Origin of the sequence: Streptomyces sp. NPDC048197, from assembly GCF_043202395.1 — a bacterium.
GTDB lineage: Bacteria > Actinomycetota > Actinomycetes > Streptomycetales > Streptomycetaceae > Streptomyces > Streptomyces siderophoricus.
In genome coordinates this window covers 94492-109201 of sequence record NZ_JBIDAJ010000013.1, presented here as the reverse complement: position 1 = coordinate 109201, position 14710 = coordinate 94492, and the positions used below count along the sequence as shown (strand labels likewise).

Annotated in this window: 10 protein-coding genes and 1 pseudogene; 7 read left to right on the top strand and 4 right to left on the bottom strand. The window is 71.0% G+C overall.

The window, feature by feature from the left end; all coding sequences use genetic code 11:
* The first annotated feature begins 10 nt into the window (after positions 1-10).
* The 5 genes from ACGF4C_RS19195 to ACGF4C_RS19175 all read left to right on the top strand — a co-directional run bounded on the left by ACGF4C_RS19195 (position 11) and on the right by ACGF4C_RS19175 (position 5351).
* Positions 11-664 (top strand): hypothetical protein, encoded by a 654-nt coding sequence (locus ACGF4C_RS19195; protein WP_393567651.1) that lies wholly within the window; start codon positions 11-13, stop codon positions 662-664.
* A 165-nt stretch (positions 665-829) separates the two neighbouring features.
* On the top strand, positions 830-2089 hold the full coding sequence (locus ACGF4C_RS19190) for an ABC transporter substrate-binding protein (protein WP_393567649.1): 1260 nt from the start codon (positions 830-832) through the stop codon (positions 2087-2089).
* 11 nt (positions 2090-2100) lie between these two features.
* Complete coding sequence (locus ACGF4C_RS19185; protein WP_393567647.1) at positions 2101-3030, top strand: carbohydrate ABC transporter permease; 930 nt, start codon at positions 2101-2103, stop codon at positions 3028-3030.
* Between the two features lie 65 nt (positions 3031-3095).
* The gene (locus tag ACGF4C_RS19180) at positions 3096-3959 is read left to right on the top strand and encodes a carbohydrate ABC transporter permease (RefSeq protein ID WP_393567646.1); all 864 of its coding nucleotides are present in this window, start codon (positions 3096-3098) and stop codon (positions 3957-3959) included.
* A gap of 426 nt (positions 3960-4385) precedes the next feature.
* A complete protein-coding gene (locus tag ACGF4C_RS19175; RefSeq protein ID WP_393567644.1) occupies positions 4386-5351 on the top strand; it encodes a TauD/TfdA dioxygenase family protein in 966 nt (321 codons plus the stop codon).
* A gap of 129 nt (positions 5352-5480) precedes the next feature.
* Here ACGF4C_RS19175 and ACGF4C_RS19170 read toward each other — a convergent pair whose 3' ends face one another.
* Together ACGF4C_RS19170 and ACGF4C_RS19165 are read right to left on the bottom strand one after the other, a co-directional pair.
* Positions 5481-6326, bottom strand: coding sequence for an ArsR/SmtB family transcription factor (locus tag ACGF4C_RS19170; RefSeq protein WP_393567643.1), 846 nt, complete (start codon positions 6324-6326; stop codon positions 5481-5483).
* A gap of 525 nt (positions 6327-6851) precedes the next feature.
* Entirely contained in the window at positions 6852-9638 is a 2787-nt protein-coding gene (locus ACGF4C_RS19165) for a hypothetical protein (RefSeq protein ID WP_393567641.1), read from the bottom strand.
* Between the two features lie 128 nt (positions 9639-9766).
* Between ACGF4C_RS19165 and ACGF4C_RS19160 the strand changes: the two genes are divergently transcribed.
* Both ACGF4C_RS19160 and ACGF4C_RS19155 read left to right on the top strand, forming a co-directional pair.
* Entirely contained in the window at positions 9767-9988 is a 222-nt protein-coding gene (locus ACGF4C_RS19160; RefSeq protein ID WP_393567639.1) for a hypothetical protein, read from the top strand.
* A 114-nt stretch (positions 9989-10102) separates the two neighbouring features.
* Positions 10103-10381: pseudogene (locus tag ACGF4C_RS19155) on the top strand (STAS domain-containing protein); the annotation flags it as partial.
* A gap of 270 nt (positions 10382-10651) precedes the next feature.
* Here the strand turns inward: ACGF4C_RS19155 and ppdK are convergent.
* Together ppdK and ACGF4C_RS19145 are read right to left on the bottom strand one after the other, a co-directional pair.
* Positions 10652-13345, bottom strand: a complete 2694-nt coding sequence (gene ppdK, locus ACGF4C_RS19150) for a pyruvate, phosphate dikinase (protein WP_393567637.1) — start codon at positions 13343-13345, stop codon at positions 10652-10654.
* A gap of 624 nt (positions 13346-13969) precedes the next feature.
* Entirely contained in the window at positions 13970-14554 is a 585-nt protein-coding gene (locus ACGF4C_RS19145; RefSeq protein ID WP_393567757.1) for a MarR family winged helix-turn-helix transcriptional regulator, read from the bottom strand.
* Positions 14555-14710: the final 156 nt, after the last annotated feature.

Here is a 14710-nt window from a genome sequence, read left to right as displayed (position 1 = left end):
GAATGGGTGCATGACGATGACTGAGAGTGACGACGTTTGCCGCGAGGGGTGTGACGTAGGGGCCATCCTCGCCGATGAGGACCAGGTCGCGGCATGTGCGCGGGCGAATATGGCGGCGCTGGTGGCCGAGCTCGTGGAGCGTGGGTGTGACGAGCCGTGGGCGGGGCTGGAGGACGGGGAGGCGGATGACGAGTGGCCTGACTGTCTTCAGTTCTCCTTCGAGTGTCCGCCGGGGTATGAGGGGGACATCGTGATGCCTGGGGTGCCACTTGAGGTCGTGAAGGGTGGGGAGAAGGGCGGCAGTTGGGAGGTTGTGCACAACGGGGTCGCGTATGCCTGGGGTGATCTGGTGGATGAGCTCTCGGCGTTCGATGCGGCGCGGCGCACGATCTGGGCGAATCGGGACCGGCTGGTGGCCGAACTTGTGGGGAGAGGGCTGCGGTTGGGGGAAGAGGACGTTAACAGCGATGCGGATGCGAGCGGTGACTCGTGGGTGACGTACCACCTCGCGCTGGAGGGGAGGGGGGTCAGGGTGTCGATACCGGATGTTGCGGTGGGGCCGGGGCTTGCTCAGGAGATGTATGTGGAGGGGTATCCGTATGTGTGGGAAGCGGCGGTGGAGGCGGCTGTGGGGGCGCTGACCGACATCAAGCCAGGTAGGTAGGCACGGGCGGGGCCTTTCGGCCTCCTGCTCGGCCATCCGGCCGGTTCGTGGAGAAGCAATGCGGGTGTCACGGTCGTGCGGCAGAGTGGACGGTCGCACGGTGCGGTGATCCACGATCACCGGTGGTAGGGCGACGGCGGTGACGACGACAGGGGGCAGCAGGTCATGGCGGGGATCGAGCGGCGGAGAGTGCTGGCGGCCGGGGGCGGGGTCGCGCTGACGGCGGCGTTGGCGACGGCGTGCGGGTCCAACACCGGGCGTGGGGACGGGAGTTCCGGGGCGGGGCTCAGTCAGTGGTACCACCAGTACGGGGAGCCGGGCACCGAGCAGGCCGTGAAGCGGTATGCGGCGGCGTACCGGAAGGCTCACGTCAGTGTGCAGTGGCGGCCGGGGGATTACGACCGGCAGACGGCGGCCGCGTTGCTCACGGACTCGGGGCCGGATGTGTTCGAGGCCAACGGGCCCCTGCTGGACCAGATCCAGGGCGGACAGGTCGTCGATCTGACGGCCGAGGTCGAGCCGGTGAAGGACGATTTCAACCAGGCGGTGCTGGCGCCGAAGATCTGGCAGGAAAAGGTCTGGGGCATTCCGCAGGTCATCGACATGCAGATGCTCTATTACCGGAAGAGTGCGCTGAAGGCGGCGGGGGTGGAACCTCCGGCGTCGGTCGATGAGTTGGTGGACGCGGCCGGGAAGCTCACGACGAAGAAGTCCAAGGGGCTTTTCCTGGGGAATGACGGCGGGGTGGGGGTGCTGAGCGGCACGCCGCTCTTCGCTGCCGGATTGAGTCTGATCGGTGAGGACGGGAAGGTCGGCTTCGACGATCCGGCTGCGGCGCGGGTGCTGGGGAAGATCCGGCAGTTGTACGCAGATAAGTCGCTTCTGCTCGGGGCGCCCACGGACTGGTCGGATCCGTCCGCCTTCATTCAGGGGCTGACCGCGATGCAGTGGTCCGGTTTGTGGGCGCTGCCGCAGATCAAGAAGGCGTTGGGGGACGATTTCGGGGTGTTGCCCTTTCCGAAGGACGGCTCCGGGGGTAAGCCGTCCGTTCCGGTGGGTGCTTATGGGTCCGCGGTCAGTGCGCGCAGCAAGAAGAAGGCGGAGGCGAAGGCGTTCGCCAAGTGGCTGTGGGTGGAGCGGACGGATTTCCAGCAGGATTTCGCGTTGTCGTACGGATTCCACATCCCGGCGCGGATCTCGCTGGCGAAGAAGGCCAAGCAGCTGCAGGAGGGAGCGGCCGCGGACGCGGTGCGGTTCGCGACCGAGCACGGCTGTGCGGAGCCGCTGTTGTGGACGTCGGCGGACCGTACGGCCTACCAGGACGCGTTGAGCCGGATCATCAAGGACGGCGCCAACCCGGAGAGTGAGCTGAAGGGCGTGGTGCGGAAGGTCAACGCCGAGCTGCAGCGGGCCAAGAGGAAGTGAGGGGCCGGACGGTGGGCGCAGGGCGCATCCTCGGCCCGCAGCGGCGCAATCTGTGGTTCTGGGTGTTCGTCGGGCCGTTCGTCGTCGGGCTCGGGTTGTTCACGTACGTGCCGTTGGCGTGGAGCGTTTATCTCAGCTTCTTCGATGCGCACAACACGGTGAGTCCGAGCGGTTCGGATTTCGTCGGGCTGGGCAATTACGGCGCGATGCTGGGGGACGATGCGTTCCTGGGCAGCCTGGGGACGTTCGTGGTGTTCACCGCGTTCATCGTGCCGGCGACGTATGCGCTGTCGCTGGGGCTGGCGCTGATGGTCAACCGGCTGCGGATAGCCCAGGCATTCTTCCGGTCGGTGTTCTTCCTGCCGACGGCGTGCTCGTACGTCGTCGCGGCGGTGATCTGGAAGCTGTCGATTTTCAACGGGGTGCGGTTCGGGCTGGCGAATACCGTGCTCGGGTGGCTAGGAGGCGGCGAGGAGATCGCCTGGTTGTCGACCACGGATCCGCCCTGGTATTGGCTGGTCATCGTGACCGTACGGCTGTGGCTGCAGGCCGGGTTCTACATGATCCTGTTCCTGGCCGGGCTGCAGCGGATTTCCCCGCAGTTGTACGAGGCGGCGGCGGTGGACGGGGCGCGGCCCGGCTGGCAGACGTTCCGGCACATCACCTTTCCGCAATTGCGCGCCACGTCCGTGGCCGTGGTGCTGCTGTTGGTGATCAATGCGTTCCAGGCCTTTGACGAGTTCTACAACCTGCTGAGCGATGCCCGTGGTTACCCGCCGTACGCCCGGCCGCCGCTGGTCTATCTCTATTACACGGCGCTGGGGCAGGACCAGAATCTCGGGCTGGGCAGCGCCGGCGCGGTGATCCTGGCGCTGATCATCGCGGTGGCGACGGTGCTGCAGGCCCGCTGGTTCGGCCTGGGGCGCAAGGGGGAGGACTGAGGGGGATGCGTAACCCCACGAAGAACCTCACGAGGAACCCCACGAGGGACCCCGCGAAGCACCTCATGAAGAACTCCACGAAAGATCCACTGACGCGGGACGCGCTGACGAAGGCCGGGCGGGCGCTGCGGGTGGTGCTGCTGGTGGCGCTGGCGCTGCTGTTCCTGGTCCCGTTCTACCTGCTGGTGCGGAACGGGCTGGCGAGCGAGCAGGACATCACCTCGCCCGAGTGGACGTTCTTCCCGCACGACCTGCGGTGGACGAACCTGACCGAGGTCTTCCGCGACCCGAACCTTCCGCTGGGGCGGGCCCTGCTCAACTCCACGCTGATCGCGGTGTCGACGACGGTCGGTACGGTCGTCCTGGCCTCGCTCGCGGGCTACGGGCTGGCGCGGATTCCGTACCGGCACGCCAATGCCGTCTTCTACGCGATCCTCGGGACGCTGATGGTGCCGGCGGCCGTGACCTTCGTGCCGAGCTTCGTGCTGGTGTCGACACTGGGATGGATCTCGACCCTGCGCGGACTGATCATCCCGACGCTGTTCAGCGCCTTCGCCTGCTTCATCTTCCGCCAGTACTTCCTGGGCTTCCCCCGGGAACTGGAGGATGCGGCGCGCGTCGACGGGCTCGGCCACTGGCGGACGTACTGGCGCATCGTCGTCCCCAACTCCCGTCCGGTGTTCGCCGCGGTCGGCACGATCGTCTTCATCGGCGCCTGGAACGCGTTCCTGTGGCCGCTGGTGATCGGGCAGGACCAAGAGGCGTGGACGGTGCAGGTGGCGCTGTCCACGTTCACCACTGCCCAGAACCTCAATCTGCACGAGCTGTTCGTGGCGGCGGCGGTGTCGATCGTGCCGCTGGTGGTCGTCTTCCTGCTGCTCCAGCGGTACATCGTCGCGGGGGTGGAGCGCAGCGGCATCGATGACTGAGGACGGCATGGGTCGCCGGCGTACGGGGTACGGTGCGTGGCATGAGCACGCACCCGAAGCCCCGTCCGGTGGCGCCGCGCGACTGCGGCCCCCACGGTGAGTGCGCGCCCCGCGGCCTGAGCTTCGTGCGCCGCCGCGGCCGGGTGGGATCTCCCCCGGCCTGTTGTCCCCGTACGGCCTGAGTCGTCCCGCCGCTGAGGCGGTCGTACGCCACCTGAGGCAGCCGTACCGCCGCCTTCGGCGTCCACGACCCGCGGCGTCCGCCACCCGCGGTATCCGCGACCCGAGCCGTACGGTCCCGGTCCGCGCCGTGGCTCGGCCTTCCGGCTCCCGCTCTCCCCCACGCCGTGCGGTTGCGCCCCGCCCCTGCCCCCCTTCCCTGCGCCCCGCCCCTGCTTTCCTCACCCACGCTCCAAGGAGGCCCCCATGACACCCCCCGGCCACTCTTCCCTCTCCCGCCCCTCCCCCCTCTCCTCCCCCTCTCCCCTCCGCCCCCACCGCATCCCCGCCGACGGTCTCTACGAAGGCTCGCGGATGCTGCGTCGTACGCCTGACGGATGGACCGACCGGCCCTACGAGCGCTTCGAGGTCGTACCGCAGGGGGCCGTCCTCGGGGCCGAGATCCGTGGGCTGGACCTGTCCCGGCCGCTGACCGCACCGCTGTGGGGGGAGCTGAACCGGGCGCTGCTGGAGTGGAAGGTGCTGTTCTTCCGCGGGCAACACCTGACTTCCGAGTCACAACGTGAATTCGCCGTGAATTGGGGGGAGTTGGAGACCAATCCGCTCCTGGCGCAGGGGGATACGAAGGAGGTGGTGCGGTTCGACAAGGCGGCCGGCGCGGTTCCTACGTTCGAGAACGTATGGCACGCGGACGTCACGTTCCGGGAACGTCCGGCGCTCGGTGCGGTGTTGCAGCTTCGTGAGGTACCGGCCTCCGGAGGAGACACCCTGTGGGCCGATATGGCCGCGGCGTACGACAATTTGCCGTCGGAAATCAGGGCCCGCATCGACGGGGCGCGGGCGGTGCACGACTATCTCCCGGGCTTCGCCCGCTTCTACTCCCCGGCCCAACTGGCGCCATTCCAGGAGGAGTTCCCGCCCGTCGAGCATCCGGTGGTGCGCCGCCACCCGGAGACCGGGCGGCGGACGCTGTTCGTCAACGCCTCCTTCACCACCCGGATCGCGGGCTGGGCGGAGGCGGAGAGCGATCGGATGCTGCGGCTTTTGTTCCAGCAGGCGCATGTGCCGGAGTTCCAGGTGCGGTGGCGCTGGCAGGCGGGCGACGTCGCCTTCTGGGACAACCGTGCCACCCAGCACTATGCCGTGAACGACTACGGGACCGGGCGCCGGGTCGCCGAACGGGTCGCCATCGCGGGGGATCGCCCGTACTGACGGCGTAGCCCGCGTCCGCAGGTCGCCGGAGGGTGCCGGTCCTTGTCGGGCGTACGCGGTCCGCTCGGCACGTCCACCGCACGTCCGGAGCCCCGGCCGCACCGCGACCGCCCGTACACGGTCCCGGACTCACGCCAGCCGCTCGTACGCCGCGTCCTCCGCCGGCCGGGCGCCGCGCAGCAGGGCCGCGCCCAGCGGGGTGAGGGTGTGCAGCACCGCGTTGCCCTGCCGGAGCGTGGTCAGCAGGCCGGCGTCGCGCAGGACGGTGGCGTGCTGGCTGGCGGAGGCCAGCGAAACGTCGGCCCGGCGGGCGAGTTCGCTGGTGGTGCAGCCGACGCCGACGCCGTGCAGTATCGCCGAGCGGGTCTTGCCGACGAGCCGGCCGAGACACCGCTCGGGCGGTACGTGCGGGGTGAGCCTCGGCGTCTGGTGCTCCACCGGGTAGACCAGGACGGGCGTCAGGTCCGGGTTGTGGAAGGTCACCGGGGTGCGGCGGCAGAAGTACGAGGGCAGCAGGAGCAGACCGCGGCCGTTGAGATGGAGATCGCGGTCGACGGGATAGTCGGCCTCCAGGACGGGTGGGCGCCAGCGCATCATCGGCGGCAGCGAGGCGAGCAGCCGGTCCGCGCCGCCGTCGAGCAGTGCCCGGCCCCGGGCGGCCCGGTCGGCCTCGATGCGGCCCTGGATGCGCGGCCAGTGCGGAGCGACGGCCGCCTCGTAGTAGCCCTGCAGGATGGTGGCGAGGCGGCCGAGCGCGCGGGTCTCGCCGTCGGCCATCGCCCGGATCCACGACGGGAGCGGACGGGCGGCGGCGGAGAGCCGGGACAGCTCGGTGTGCAGCCGCTCGGCCGGTGTCTCGCGCAGCGCGGCGAGCGCGTCGGACAGCCCGAGGAGCCCTTCGGCGGGCGTCAGGAAATCCGGGAAATAGCCGCGCGTGGGCACCAGCGGCGCCAGCAGACGCGCTTCGCCATTCAACTTTCCCCGTGTTTCCGATCGCCATTTGCCGAACGCCGAATCGTCCCGTCGGTCACGCAGCCGGTGAAAGCTCAAGACGGTCTCCCACAGCGCGTCCGGGCGTGCCGCAATGCGCACACGGGCCAGATCGAGTCCACTGAAATGGACGCGTAACACCGAACCCCCACCCTTGGTTTCTTCCGTCGGCCCCCGGCACGCCTGAGTATGCACGCCAACACGCGCGGTCACCATGCCCTTTTGGCCAGACTTGAAAGTCCTCGCCCCACCCGGGGGGCGCGAGGAATGCTTGTACTCAATTCGACGGCGGCACGAACGGCCCGGATTGCTCGATCCCGTGGGGGGTGATGGGCAAGGAACCGTCCGCTCGGCAGCCCCGTCGAAGGCCGCCTTCCCGCGCCGACCGGGGTGGCGGCAGCTCCCGAGGGGGGAGTCCGGAGAAAGCGAGGGCGGCACCTCCGCACAGGTGCCGCCCTCGTCCGGTTGCCCGTCGGGGCCGCACCAGGGCGGTCCGGGTGGATCACCGGCTCATCCCCGGGTCCGCAGCAGCCCCTCCCACGCCTCCGTGTCCCCGGCGTCCACCGCCGTGCCGTAGAGCTCCGCCGCGCGTCGCACGTCACCCTTTTCCTCCGTGAGTTGGGCGAGCGCACCCCAGGCATCCACATCTCCCAGGGCGGTCGCCGTGAGATAGGCCCGTTCGGCGCCTTCGAGGTCGCCGCCCTGCTCGCGTACCCGGCCCAGGGCGGTCCACGCCCCGGTCGCGCCGGCCTCCCTGGCCTTGGCCACCGCCGCCTCCGAAGCCACCCGGTCGCCGGCCCGCTCACGGATGCGGGAGAGCGCGGCCCAGGCTTCCGGATCCCCGGTCTCGGCGGCGGCGTCCGCGGCGCGTTCGGCGCCCGGCCGGTCGCCCGCCGCCTCCCTGAGCCGCGCGAGCATCGTGCAGGCGTCGGTGTCTCCCGCGGCGGCGGCCGCTTCGGCCGCCAGGTCCGCCGCCGGATCGCCCGCCTCCGCCCGCAGCCGGGCGAGCGCCACCCAGGCCTCCGCGTCGCCCTGCCAGGCGGCCTTGCGGGCGGCGCGCTCGGCACCCGCGCGGTCGCCGTTCTCCTCGCAGAGCCGGGCCAGTTGGGCCTGCGCGGTGACCGACCCGGCGGCGACCGCCCGCCCCCAGGCCCGCGTCGCCCCCTCGGTGTCGCCCCGCTCCCGGCGGAGCCGGGCCAGTACGCACCAGCCCTCGGCGTCCCGGCGCTCGCCGGCCTGCGCGGCCGCCCGCTCCGCCCCCGCCTCGTCCCCGCCGGCCCAGCGCAGCCGCACCAGATGGACGTGGGCCGTGGTGACACCGGCGGCGCCGGCCTCGCCGTAGGCCGTCTCCGCCGCGGCGCCGTCGCCCGCGCGTTCGGCCAGCCGGGCCTGCCCGAGCAGCCCCCAGGGGTCGCCCGCGCGGGCCGCCCGGGCGTACGCCGCACCGGCGCCCGCGGTGTCCCCGGCGTGGTCCCGCAGCCGGGCGAGCGTCAGCCACGCCCGGGTGCAGCCCGCCTCCGCCGCCCGGGCAGCGGTCTCGTCGGCGTCCTCCCGGCCGCCGGCCGCTTCCCGGAGCCGGACCAGGGCCGACCATGCCTGCCGCTCCCCCGCGCCGGCCGCCCGCGCGTAGGCGTGACAGGCACCGTCCTTGTCCCCGCCGTTCTCGCGTACGGCACCCAGCACGGCCCAGGCACGCGCGCTGTCCGCCGCGGCCGTCTCCGCACCCGCCCGGTCGCCGGCCTCCTCCAGGAGCTGCGCGAGCGCCGGACGCGCCACATCGCCGCCCCGCTCCACGGCGCACCGGTACAGCCGTACGGCATGGTCGTGGCGGCGGCGGTCCTGCGCCGCCTGCCCCATCGCGTACAGGTCGTCGACGGTGCGGGCATGGGCCGCCGCGGCCTCCCACAGCTGCTCGGGCGGGGCCAGGTGCGCGCGCCGCAGCCGGATGCTCTGGTCCAGGTAGTCGGCGGGGTGGTAGCCGTCCGCCGCGCCGAGGCCCGGCGCGACCCGGTCCGGCACCAGGGCGGACAGCGAGCCGGTCTCCTGGGCGCACAGACTGCGCAGGGCGGTGGCGAACCAGCCGTTGTCGTGCGTGACGCGGGCGGTGGTCGGCAGGTAGCCGGCCACGGCCTCGGCGAGCAGTTCGCCCGGCAGTGCGCTGCCGTGACCGAGGCGGCGGGCGTCGACGGCGGCCGTGACGACCGCGTGCTCGATCTCCGAGAAGGCGTTGCCGGGCCCGGTCCCGTACCGCCGCACCAGCTCGGGCCCGCCGGTCAGTTGCTGGATGACCCGGGCCCGAGCGCCGTCGCCGGACCACTGCGCCGCCGCGACCGCCGCCCGCATCCGGGGGTCCCGGACGGCGATCTTCCGGGCCTGCCCGAGGCCGTCCCCCAGACCGTCCGGGACGTGGATCTCGGCCCGGTACGTCTCCAGGAGGGCGCGCGCATGGGCGTACCGGTCGGCCGTCTCCAGCGCGCGCGAGGCCACCTTCCGGGCGTACTCGGGCCACATCGTGCCGATCACCGCCACCGGTGTGACCCGGGCGAGGAGTTCCGCGAGGGCACGGGCCGCCTCCTCCCCGGCGGGCTCGGTCAGATGCCGCTGTGCCTCGCCCAGCCAGACGACGGTGCGCGCGTCGACGGAGTCCGTCGCCACCCACTCGACGAGCTCGTGCGCGCCCCGCGGCACCAGCACCGGCCAGGTGGACAGTTCGCTCCGAACGGCCTCGAAGGCGGCCCGCGACTTTCCGGTCGAGGACTGTCCGACCAAGAGGGCCAGGACGGACTGCCGGCCCTCGGCCGCGTGCCGCAGCCGGTCGCGGAGCAGCTCGTCGTGTTTGCGCGCGATGTACGGGGTGAGATCGTCGACGCCGCTGCCGTCGACGGCGACCGCACGGTGCACCCCGAGCGCGAAGGCGCCCCAGTCCTCGGCGGTGCGCGGGGGCGGGCCAGGGTTTTCCTGGGCCGCGATCCACAGCTGTTTGGTCCGTACGACCACGTGCTCCGGGTCCTCGGCCCCGCCCGACCGGGCCAGCACCGCGGCGACCGACTCCGCGTCGTGCAGACCGGGCAGTTTCGCGCCGCCCAGGATCCGGTTGACGGTGTCCTTCAAGGGCGAGCCGGGCAGGCCGTCGTCCTGGCCGATCGCCTCCACGATCGCCTCCAGGGAAGGGGTGCCGGCCGCGAGGTAGAGGCGGTACAGGAAGCGCTTGAACTCCCGTAGCGCGCCCGGCGGCAGCCGCGGCGGGGCCAGCGGCCGTGGCCGGCGCCCCGGAGCGCGGTTCTCATCGCTTCCCATCGCTGTTCCCCCGCTCCCCGCCGCATCCCGTCGCCACCCGTCGGCGGCCTCCCGCCCGCCGCCATCCTGATCCCCACGACGACAACGCGTCCAGCGGACGACGCATCACCCTCACTTCGGAGGCAGAGTTGAATCCCTTCGCCACCCTCATCCCGCGAGGTACGGCCAACGCCCTGTTCCGGGCGCTGACCGCGGCCCTCCTCGTCCTTCCCCTCCTGCTGGTCACGCTGGCCAGCGTGCCGGCTCTCGTGGTGCTGCCGTTCCTGCCGGACGGCAGCCGCCGCGCCGACCGCATCGTCCGCCAACTGATCGTCTGGACACGGTCGTTGGCCGCGCGGGGCAGGGCATAGGCGGCGTACGCTGAGCACGGGATCGCGCCGAGCGGAAGGACGCGGGGACGCATGGAGCCGAACGTGAACCGGTGCAGCTTGGTGGAGATCACCCACGAGCACCTCTCCGAGGTGATGACCGTGCTCACGGTCGTCGGCGAGTTCGACGTCTATACGGCCCCGCGGTTGCGGGAGGCCCTCGTGGAGCTCGTCAACGACGGGCACTACCAGCTGCTCATCGAGGTGAGCGGGGTGGATTTCCTCGACAGCACCGGAACCGGCGTGCTGGTCGGCGCCCTGAAGCGGACCCGGGCCCACGGCGGCATGGTGGGCATCGTCGCCCCTGACCCCAGTTTCCTGAAGGCCCTGCGGGTGAGCGGTCTCACCAAGGTTTTCCCGGTGTTCGGCTCCGTCGCCCAGGGGGAGGAACTCCTGCCGCTCCTCGCCGCCCGCCTCAACCAGCGGCGCGGCGACGCCACCCCCGCCCGGCAGATCGCCTGAGGGCGGCTGCGGGCCCGCACCGCCGCACGACCGAGGGCGGCACCTCCGCACAGGTGCCGCCCTCGTTGGGGTGCCGGAGCCGACGGCCGGGCTGGTGAGGGTTTTTGAGGTGGCCCCGCCGCCGGTTCCGGTGGTTCTCGTACGGCACCGCGGACGCGCCCGCGCCCGTGGTGCCTTGTTGGGTCAGCGGCTGTCGCTGCCCTTCGACTCGGCCGCCGCCCGGCCCGCCTCCAGTCGTGCGACCGGGATGCGGAACGGCGAGCAGGAGACGTAGTCCAGACCCACCTCGTGGAAGAAGTGGACGGACTCCGGGTCGCCGCCGTGCTCACCGCAGACGCCGAGCTTGAGGTCCGGGCGGGTGGCCCGGCCGGCCGCGGCGGCGTTGCGGACCAGCGAGCCCACACCGTCCTTGTCGATGGTCTCGAACGGGCTGACGCCGAAGATGCCCTTCTCCAGGTACGCGGTGAAGAAGCTGGCCTCGACGTCGTCCCGGGAGAAGCCCCAGACGGTCTGCGTCAGGTCGTTGGTGCCGAAGGAGAAGAAGTCCGCCGACTCCGCGATCTGACCGGCCGTGAGGGCGGCGCGGGGCAGCTCGATCATCGTGCCGAGGGTGAGCTTGAGCTCGACGCCGTGGGTCTTCTCGACCTCGGCGATGACCTGCTCGGCCTCCTCGCGGACGATCTCCAGCTCCTGGACGGTGCCGACGAGCGGGATCATGATCTCCGCTCGCGGGTCGCCCTTGGCGTTCTTGCGCTCGGCGGCCGCCTCGGCGATCGCCCGCACCTGCATCGCGAACAGACCGGGGATGACCAGGCCGAGGCGCACACCGCGCAGACCCAGCATCGGGTTCTGCTCGTGCAGCTTGTGCACGGCCTGGAGGAGCCGCAGGTCGTTCTCGTGCTTCTCGTGGCGGGCCTCGGCCAGCGCGACCCGCACCGACAGGTCGGTGATGTCGGGCAGGAACTCGTGCAGCGGCGGGTCCAGCAGCCGGACCGTCACCGGCAGTCCGTCCATCGACTCGAACAGCTCGATGAAGTCGGCCTTCTGGAGCGGCAGCAGCTCTTCGAGCGCGGCGTCCTTGTCGGCGTCGGTGTCGGCCAGGATCAGGCGCTCGACCATCTCGCGGCGCTCACCGAGGAACATGTGCTCGGTGCGGCACAGGCCGATGCCCTGGGCGCCGAACCGGCGGGCGCGGGCGGCGTCCTCGGCGTTGTCGGCGTTGGCACGGACCCGCAGCCGGCGGACCCGGTCCGCGTACGCCATGATCCGGTGGACGGCCTTGACCAACTCGTCGGCGTCCTCGGCGCCGGCGTGCATCCGGCCCTCGAAGTACTCCACGACCGGGGACGGCACGACCGGCACCTCACCGGCGTAGACCTTGCCGGTGGAGCCGTCGATGGAGACGACGTCGCCCTCCTCGATGACGGTCCCGTCCTGGGTCGTCATCCTGCGGGCCTTGGTGTCGACCTCCAGTTCCTCGGCGCCGCAGACACAGGTCTTGCCCATGCCGCGGGCGACGACGGCGGCGTGCGAGGTCTTGCCGCCGCGGGAGGTGAGGATGCCCTCGGCGGCGATCATGCCGTTGAGGTCGTCGGGGTTGGTCTCGCGGCGGATCAGGATGACCTTCTCGCCGGAACGCGACCACTTGACGGCGGTGTACGAGTCGAAGACGGCCTTGCCGACCGCCGCGCCCGGGGAGGCGGCGATACCGCGGCCGATCGTCTCGGACTTCGCGCCCAGGTCGAAGCGGGGGAACATCAGCTGCGCCAGCTGCGCGCCGTTGACCCGCTGCAGCGCCTCGGCCTCGTCGATCAGGCCCTGGTCGACGAGCTGGGTGGCGATCCGGAAGGCGGCACCGGCGGTGCGCTTGCCGACCCGGGTCTGCAGCATCCACAGCTTGCCGCGCTCGATGGTGAACTCGATGTCGCACAGGTCCTTGTAGTGCGTTTCGAGCGTCTCCATGATCTGCATCAGCTCGTCGTACGACGCCTTGTCGATCTGCTCCAGGTCCGCGAGCGGGACCGTGTTGCGGATACCGGCGACGACGTCCTCGCCCTGCGCGTTCTGCAGGTAGTCGCCGTAGACGCCCTGCTGGCCGGAGGCGGGGTCGCGGGTGAAGGCGACACCGGTGCCGGAGTCCGGGCCGAGGTTGCCGAAGACCATGGAGCAGACGTTGACGGCCGTGCCGAGGTCGCCGGGGATGCGCTCCTGGCGGCGGTAGAGCTTGGCGCGGTCGGTGTTCCACGAGTCGAAGACGGCCCTTATGGCGAGGTCCATCTGCTCGCGCGGGTCCTGCGGGAAGTCCCGGCCGGTCTCCTTGGCGACGACGTCCTTGAAGTGCGCGACCAGGCTCTTGAGGTCCGCGGCGTCCAGTTCGACGTCGACGCGGACGCCCTTGGCCCGCTTGGCCTCCTCCAGCGCCTCCTCGAAGAGCTCGCCGTCGACGCCCAGCACGGTCTTGCCGAACATCTGGATCAGGCGGCGGTAGGAGTCCCACGCGAAGCGCTCGTCACCGGCCTGTGCGGCGAGGCCGGAAACCGACGCATCGGAGAGGCCGATGTTGAGGACGGTGTCCATCATGCCGGGCATGGAGAACTTCGCCCCGGAACGCACCGATACGAGCAGCGGGTCGTCGGCCTGGCCGAGCTTCTTCCCCATCTTCTGCTCAAGGGCGTCGAGGTGCTGGGAGACCTCGGCACGGAGTGCCGCCGGCTCGGTGCCGCTCTCCAGGTAGACCTTGCAGGCCTCGGTGGTGATCGTGAACCCCGGAGGGACGGGAAGTCCCAGGTTGGTCATCTCGGCGAGGTTCGCACCCTTGCCACCGAGGAGGTCCTTGAGGTCTTTGTTGCCCTCGGTGAAGTCGTAGACGAACTTCACGGACGAAGGCTGGGTTACGTGGGGATCTTGTGTTTCCGGCACGGCACTGACTCCTCGCCGACGGGCTGCCCTGACGGCGAGGAACATACCCAGATCGAAGGCGTATGGGTACGTCCACTTGGTCGACATACGTGCGTAACCGGCCGTCAGCCAGCAGATCGAAAGTGATCACCCGCCCGGCAGGTGATTCATTACCTGAATGCATCACTGCGAAGCGTGATCATGGTGAGGCATATGTGATACGCAGCGCGACGAATGAATACATCACTCGAACACATGAAGGGTGGCACCCGGTGCCACCTCTCCGAGAGGTGGAGCCCGGCCCCATTCGCTCATCTGAGCGCAACCCCTATCAGGGGTGGCGAGAATCACGCGCTCATGTGTGCTGGGGTCCCATCATTTGGACCCTCCCGGGGACCGGTCGATCAAGAAAACCGTCCCCTCGGACAGTCGTCCGCGCGCACGCGGTAGTCCGGTCGCTACGCAATTCGGCCACCCGGCACCAGGCAGCCGGGTTGCGGGAGGGCCTACCGGGAGCGGACATCGCTATCAGGCCATAGTTCCTGGCCGGGCCGGAACGCCGTCCGGACGTCAGGGGTCGTATACGACCCGGTGGACGGAGCCTCACAGCGCACCGGTGCCCTTCGGCCGGCGGCCGCTGCGGCGGGGCGGCGGGTCGCGGCCGTCGAGCAGTTCCAGCCGCCGTTCCGCGCCGCGGTGCTCCACCTGCGCCACGATCCGGCGCAGCAGCTCCGCCAGGTCCAGCGCCTCGTCGTCGTTCAGCCCCCCGGTCACGAAGACCTCTTCGTCGTGGAACTCCGGGAAGAGCCGGGCCATCAGCCGCTCCCCCTCGGGCGTCAGGGAGAGCAGTGCGAGCCGCCGGTCGGTGGGGTGCGCCCGGCGCTCCAGCAGGCCGCGGTTCTGCAGGGTGCGGGCGACGCCGGTGAGCGTGCCCTTGGAGATGCCGGCCTCCTCGGCGACCTTGCGGGTCTCGCGTTCGCCGCCGATCCACACCACCCAGAGCACGACGAAACCGGTCCAGGTCAGATCGGCGCCGCGCAGTACGGAGTTCTCGAAGTGCTGGCGCACCGCGGCCGCGGCCCGGTAGATGCCGGCCACCGCGGCCATCTGCTCGGAGCGCACGGGCAGGTCCCCGACCCGGGCCCGGACCGCCCGCTCCACCTCTCCGAGCGACCGGTCCCCGCTCAGCACGACTGTGTCCTCGCCACGGCGGCTCCCTCACATCCAGCATGCCGTAAATCCGGCATTCGGCCTCAAACGGTACGCGGCCGCCGCCGATATCCCCGCACGCCGCGCCCGACGCCGGCCCGTCCGCATAAAGAGGTGCCTCGACGCCCCCCATCG

Coding starts and splice junctions, on each gene's coding strand:
- ACGF4C_RS19195 (WP_393567651.1), top strand. CDS start 11: ATGACGATGACTGAGAGTGACGACGTTTGCCGCGAGGGGTGTGACGTA.
- ACGF4C_RS19165 (WP_393567641.1), bottom strand. CDS start 9,638: ATGGGAAGCGATGAGAACCGCGCTCCGGGGCGCCGGCCACGGCCGCTG.
- ACGF4C_RS19180 (WP_393567646.1), top strand. CDS start 3,096: ATGAAGAACTCCACGAAAGATCCACTGACGCGGGACGCGCTGACGAAG.
- ACGF4C_RS19175 (WP_393567644.1), top strand. CDS start 4,386: ATGACACCCCCCGGCCACTCTTCCCTCTCCCGCCCCTCCCCCCTCTCC.
- ACGF4C_RS19190 (WP_393567649.1), top strand. CDS start 830: ATGGCGGGGATCGAGCGGCGGAGAGTGCTGGCGGCCGGGGGCGGGGTC.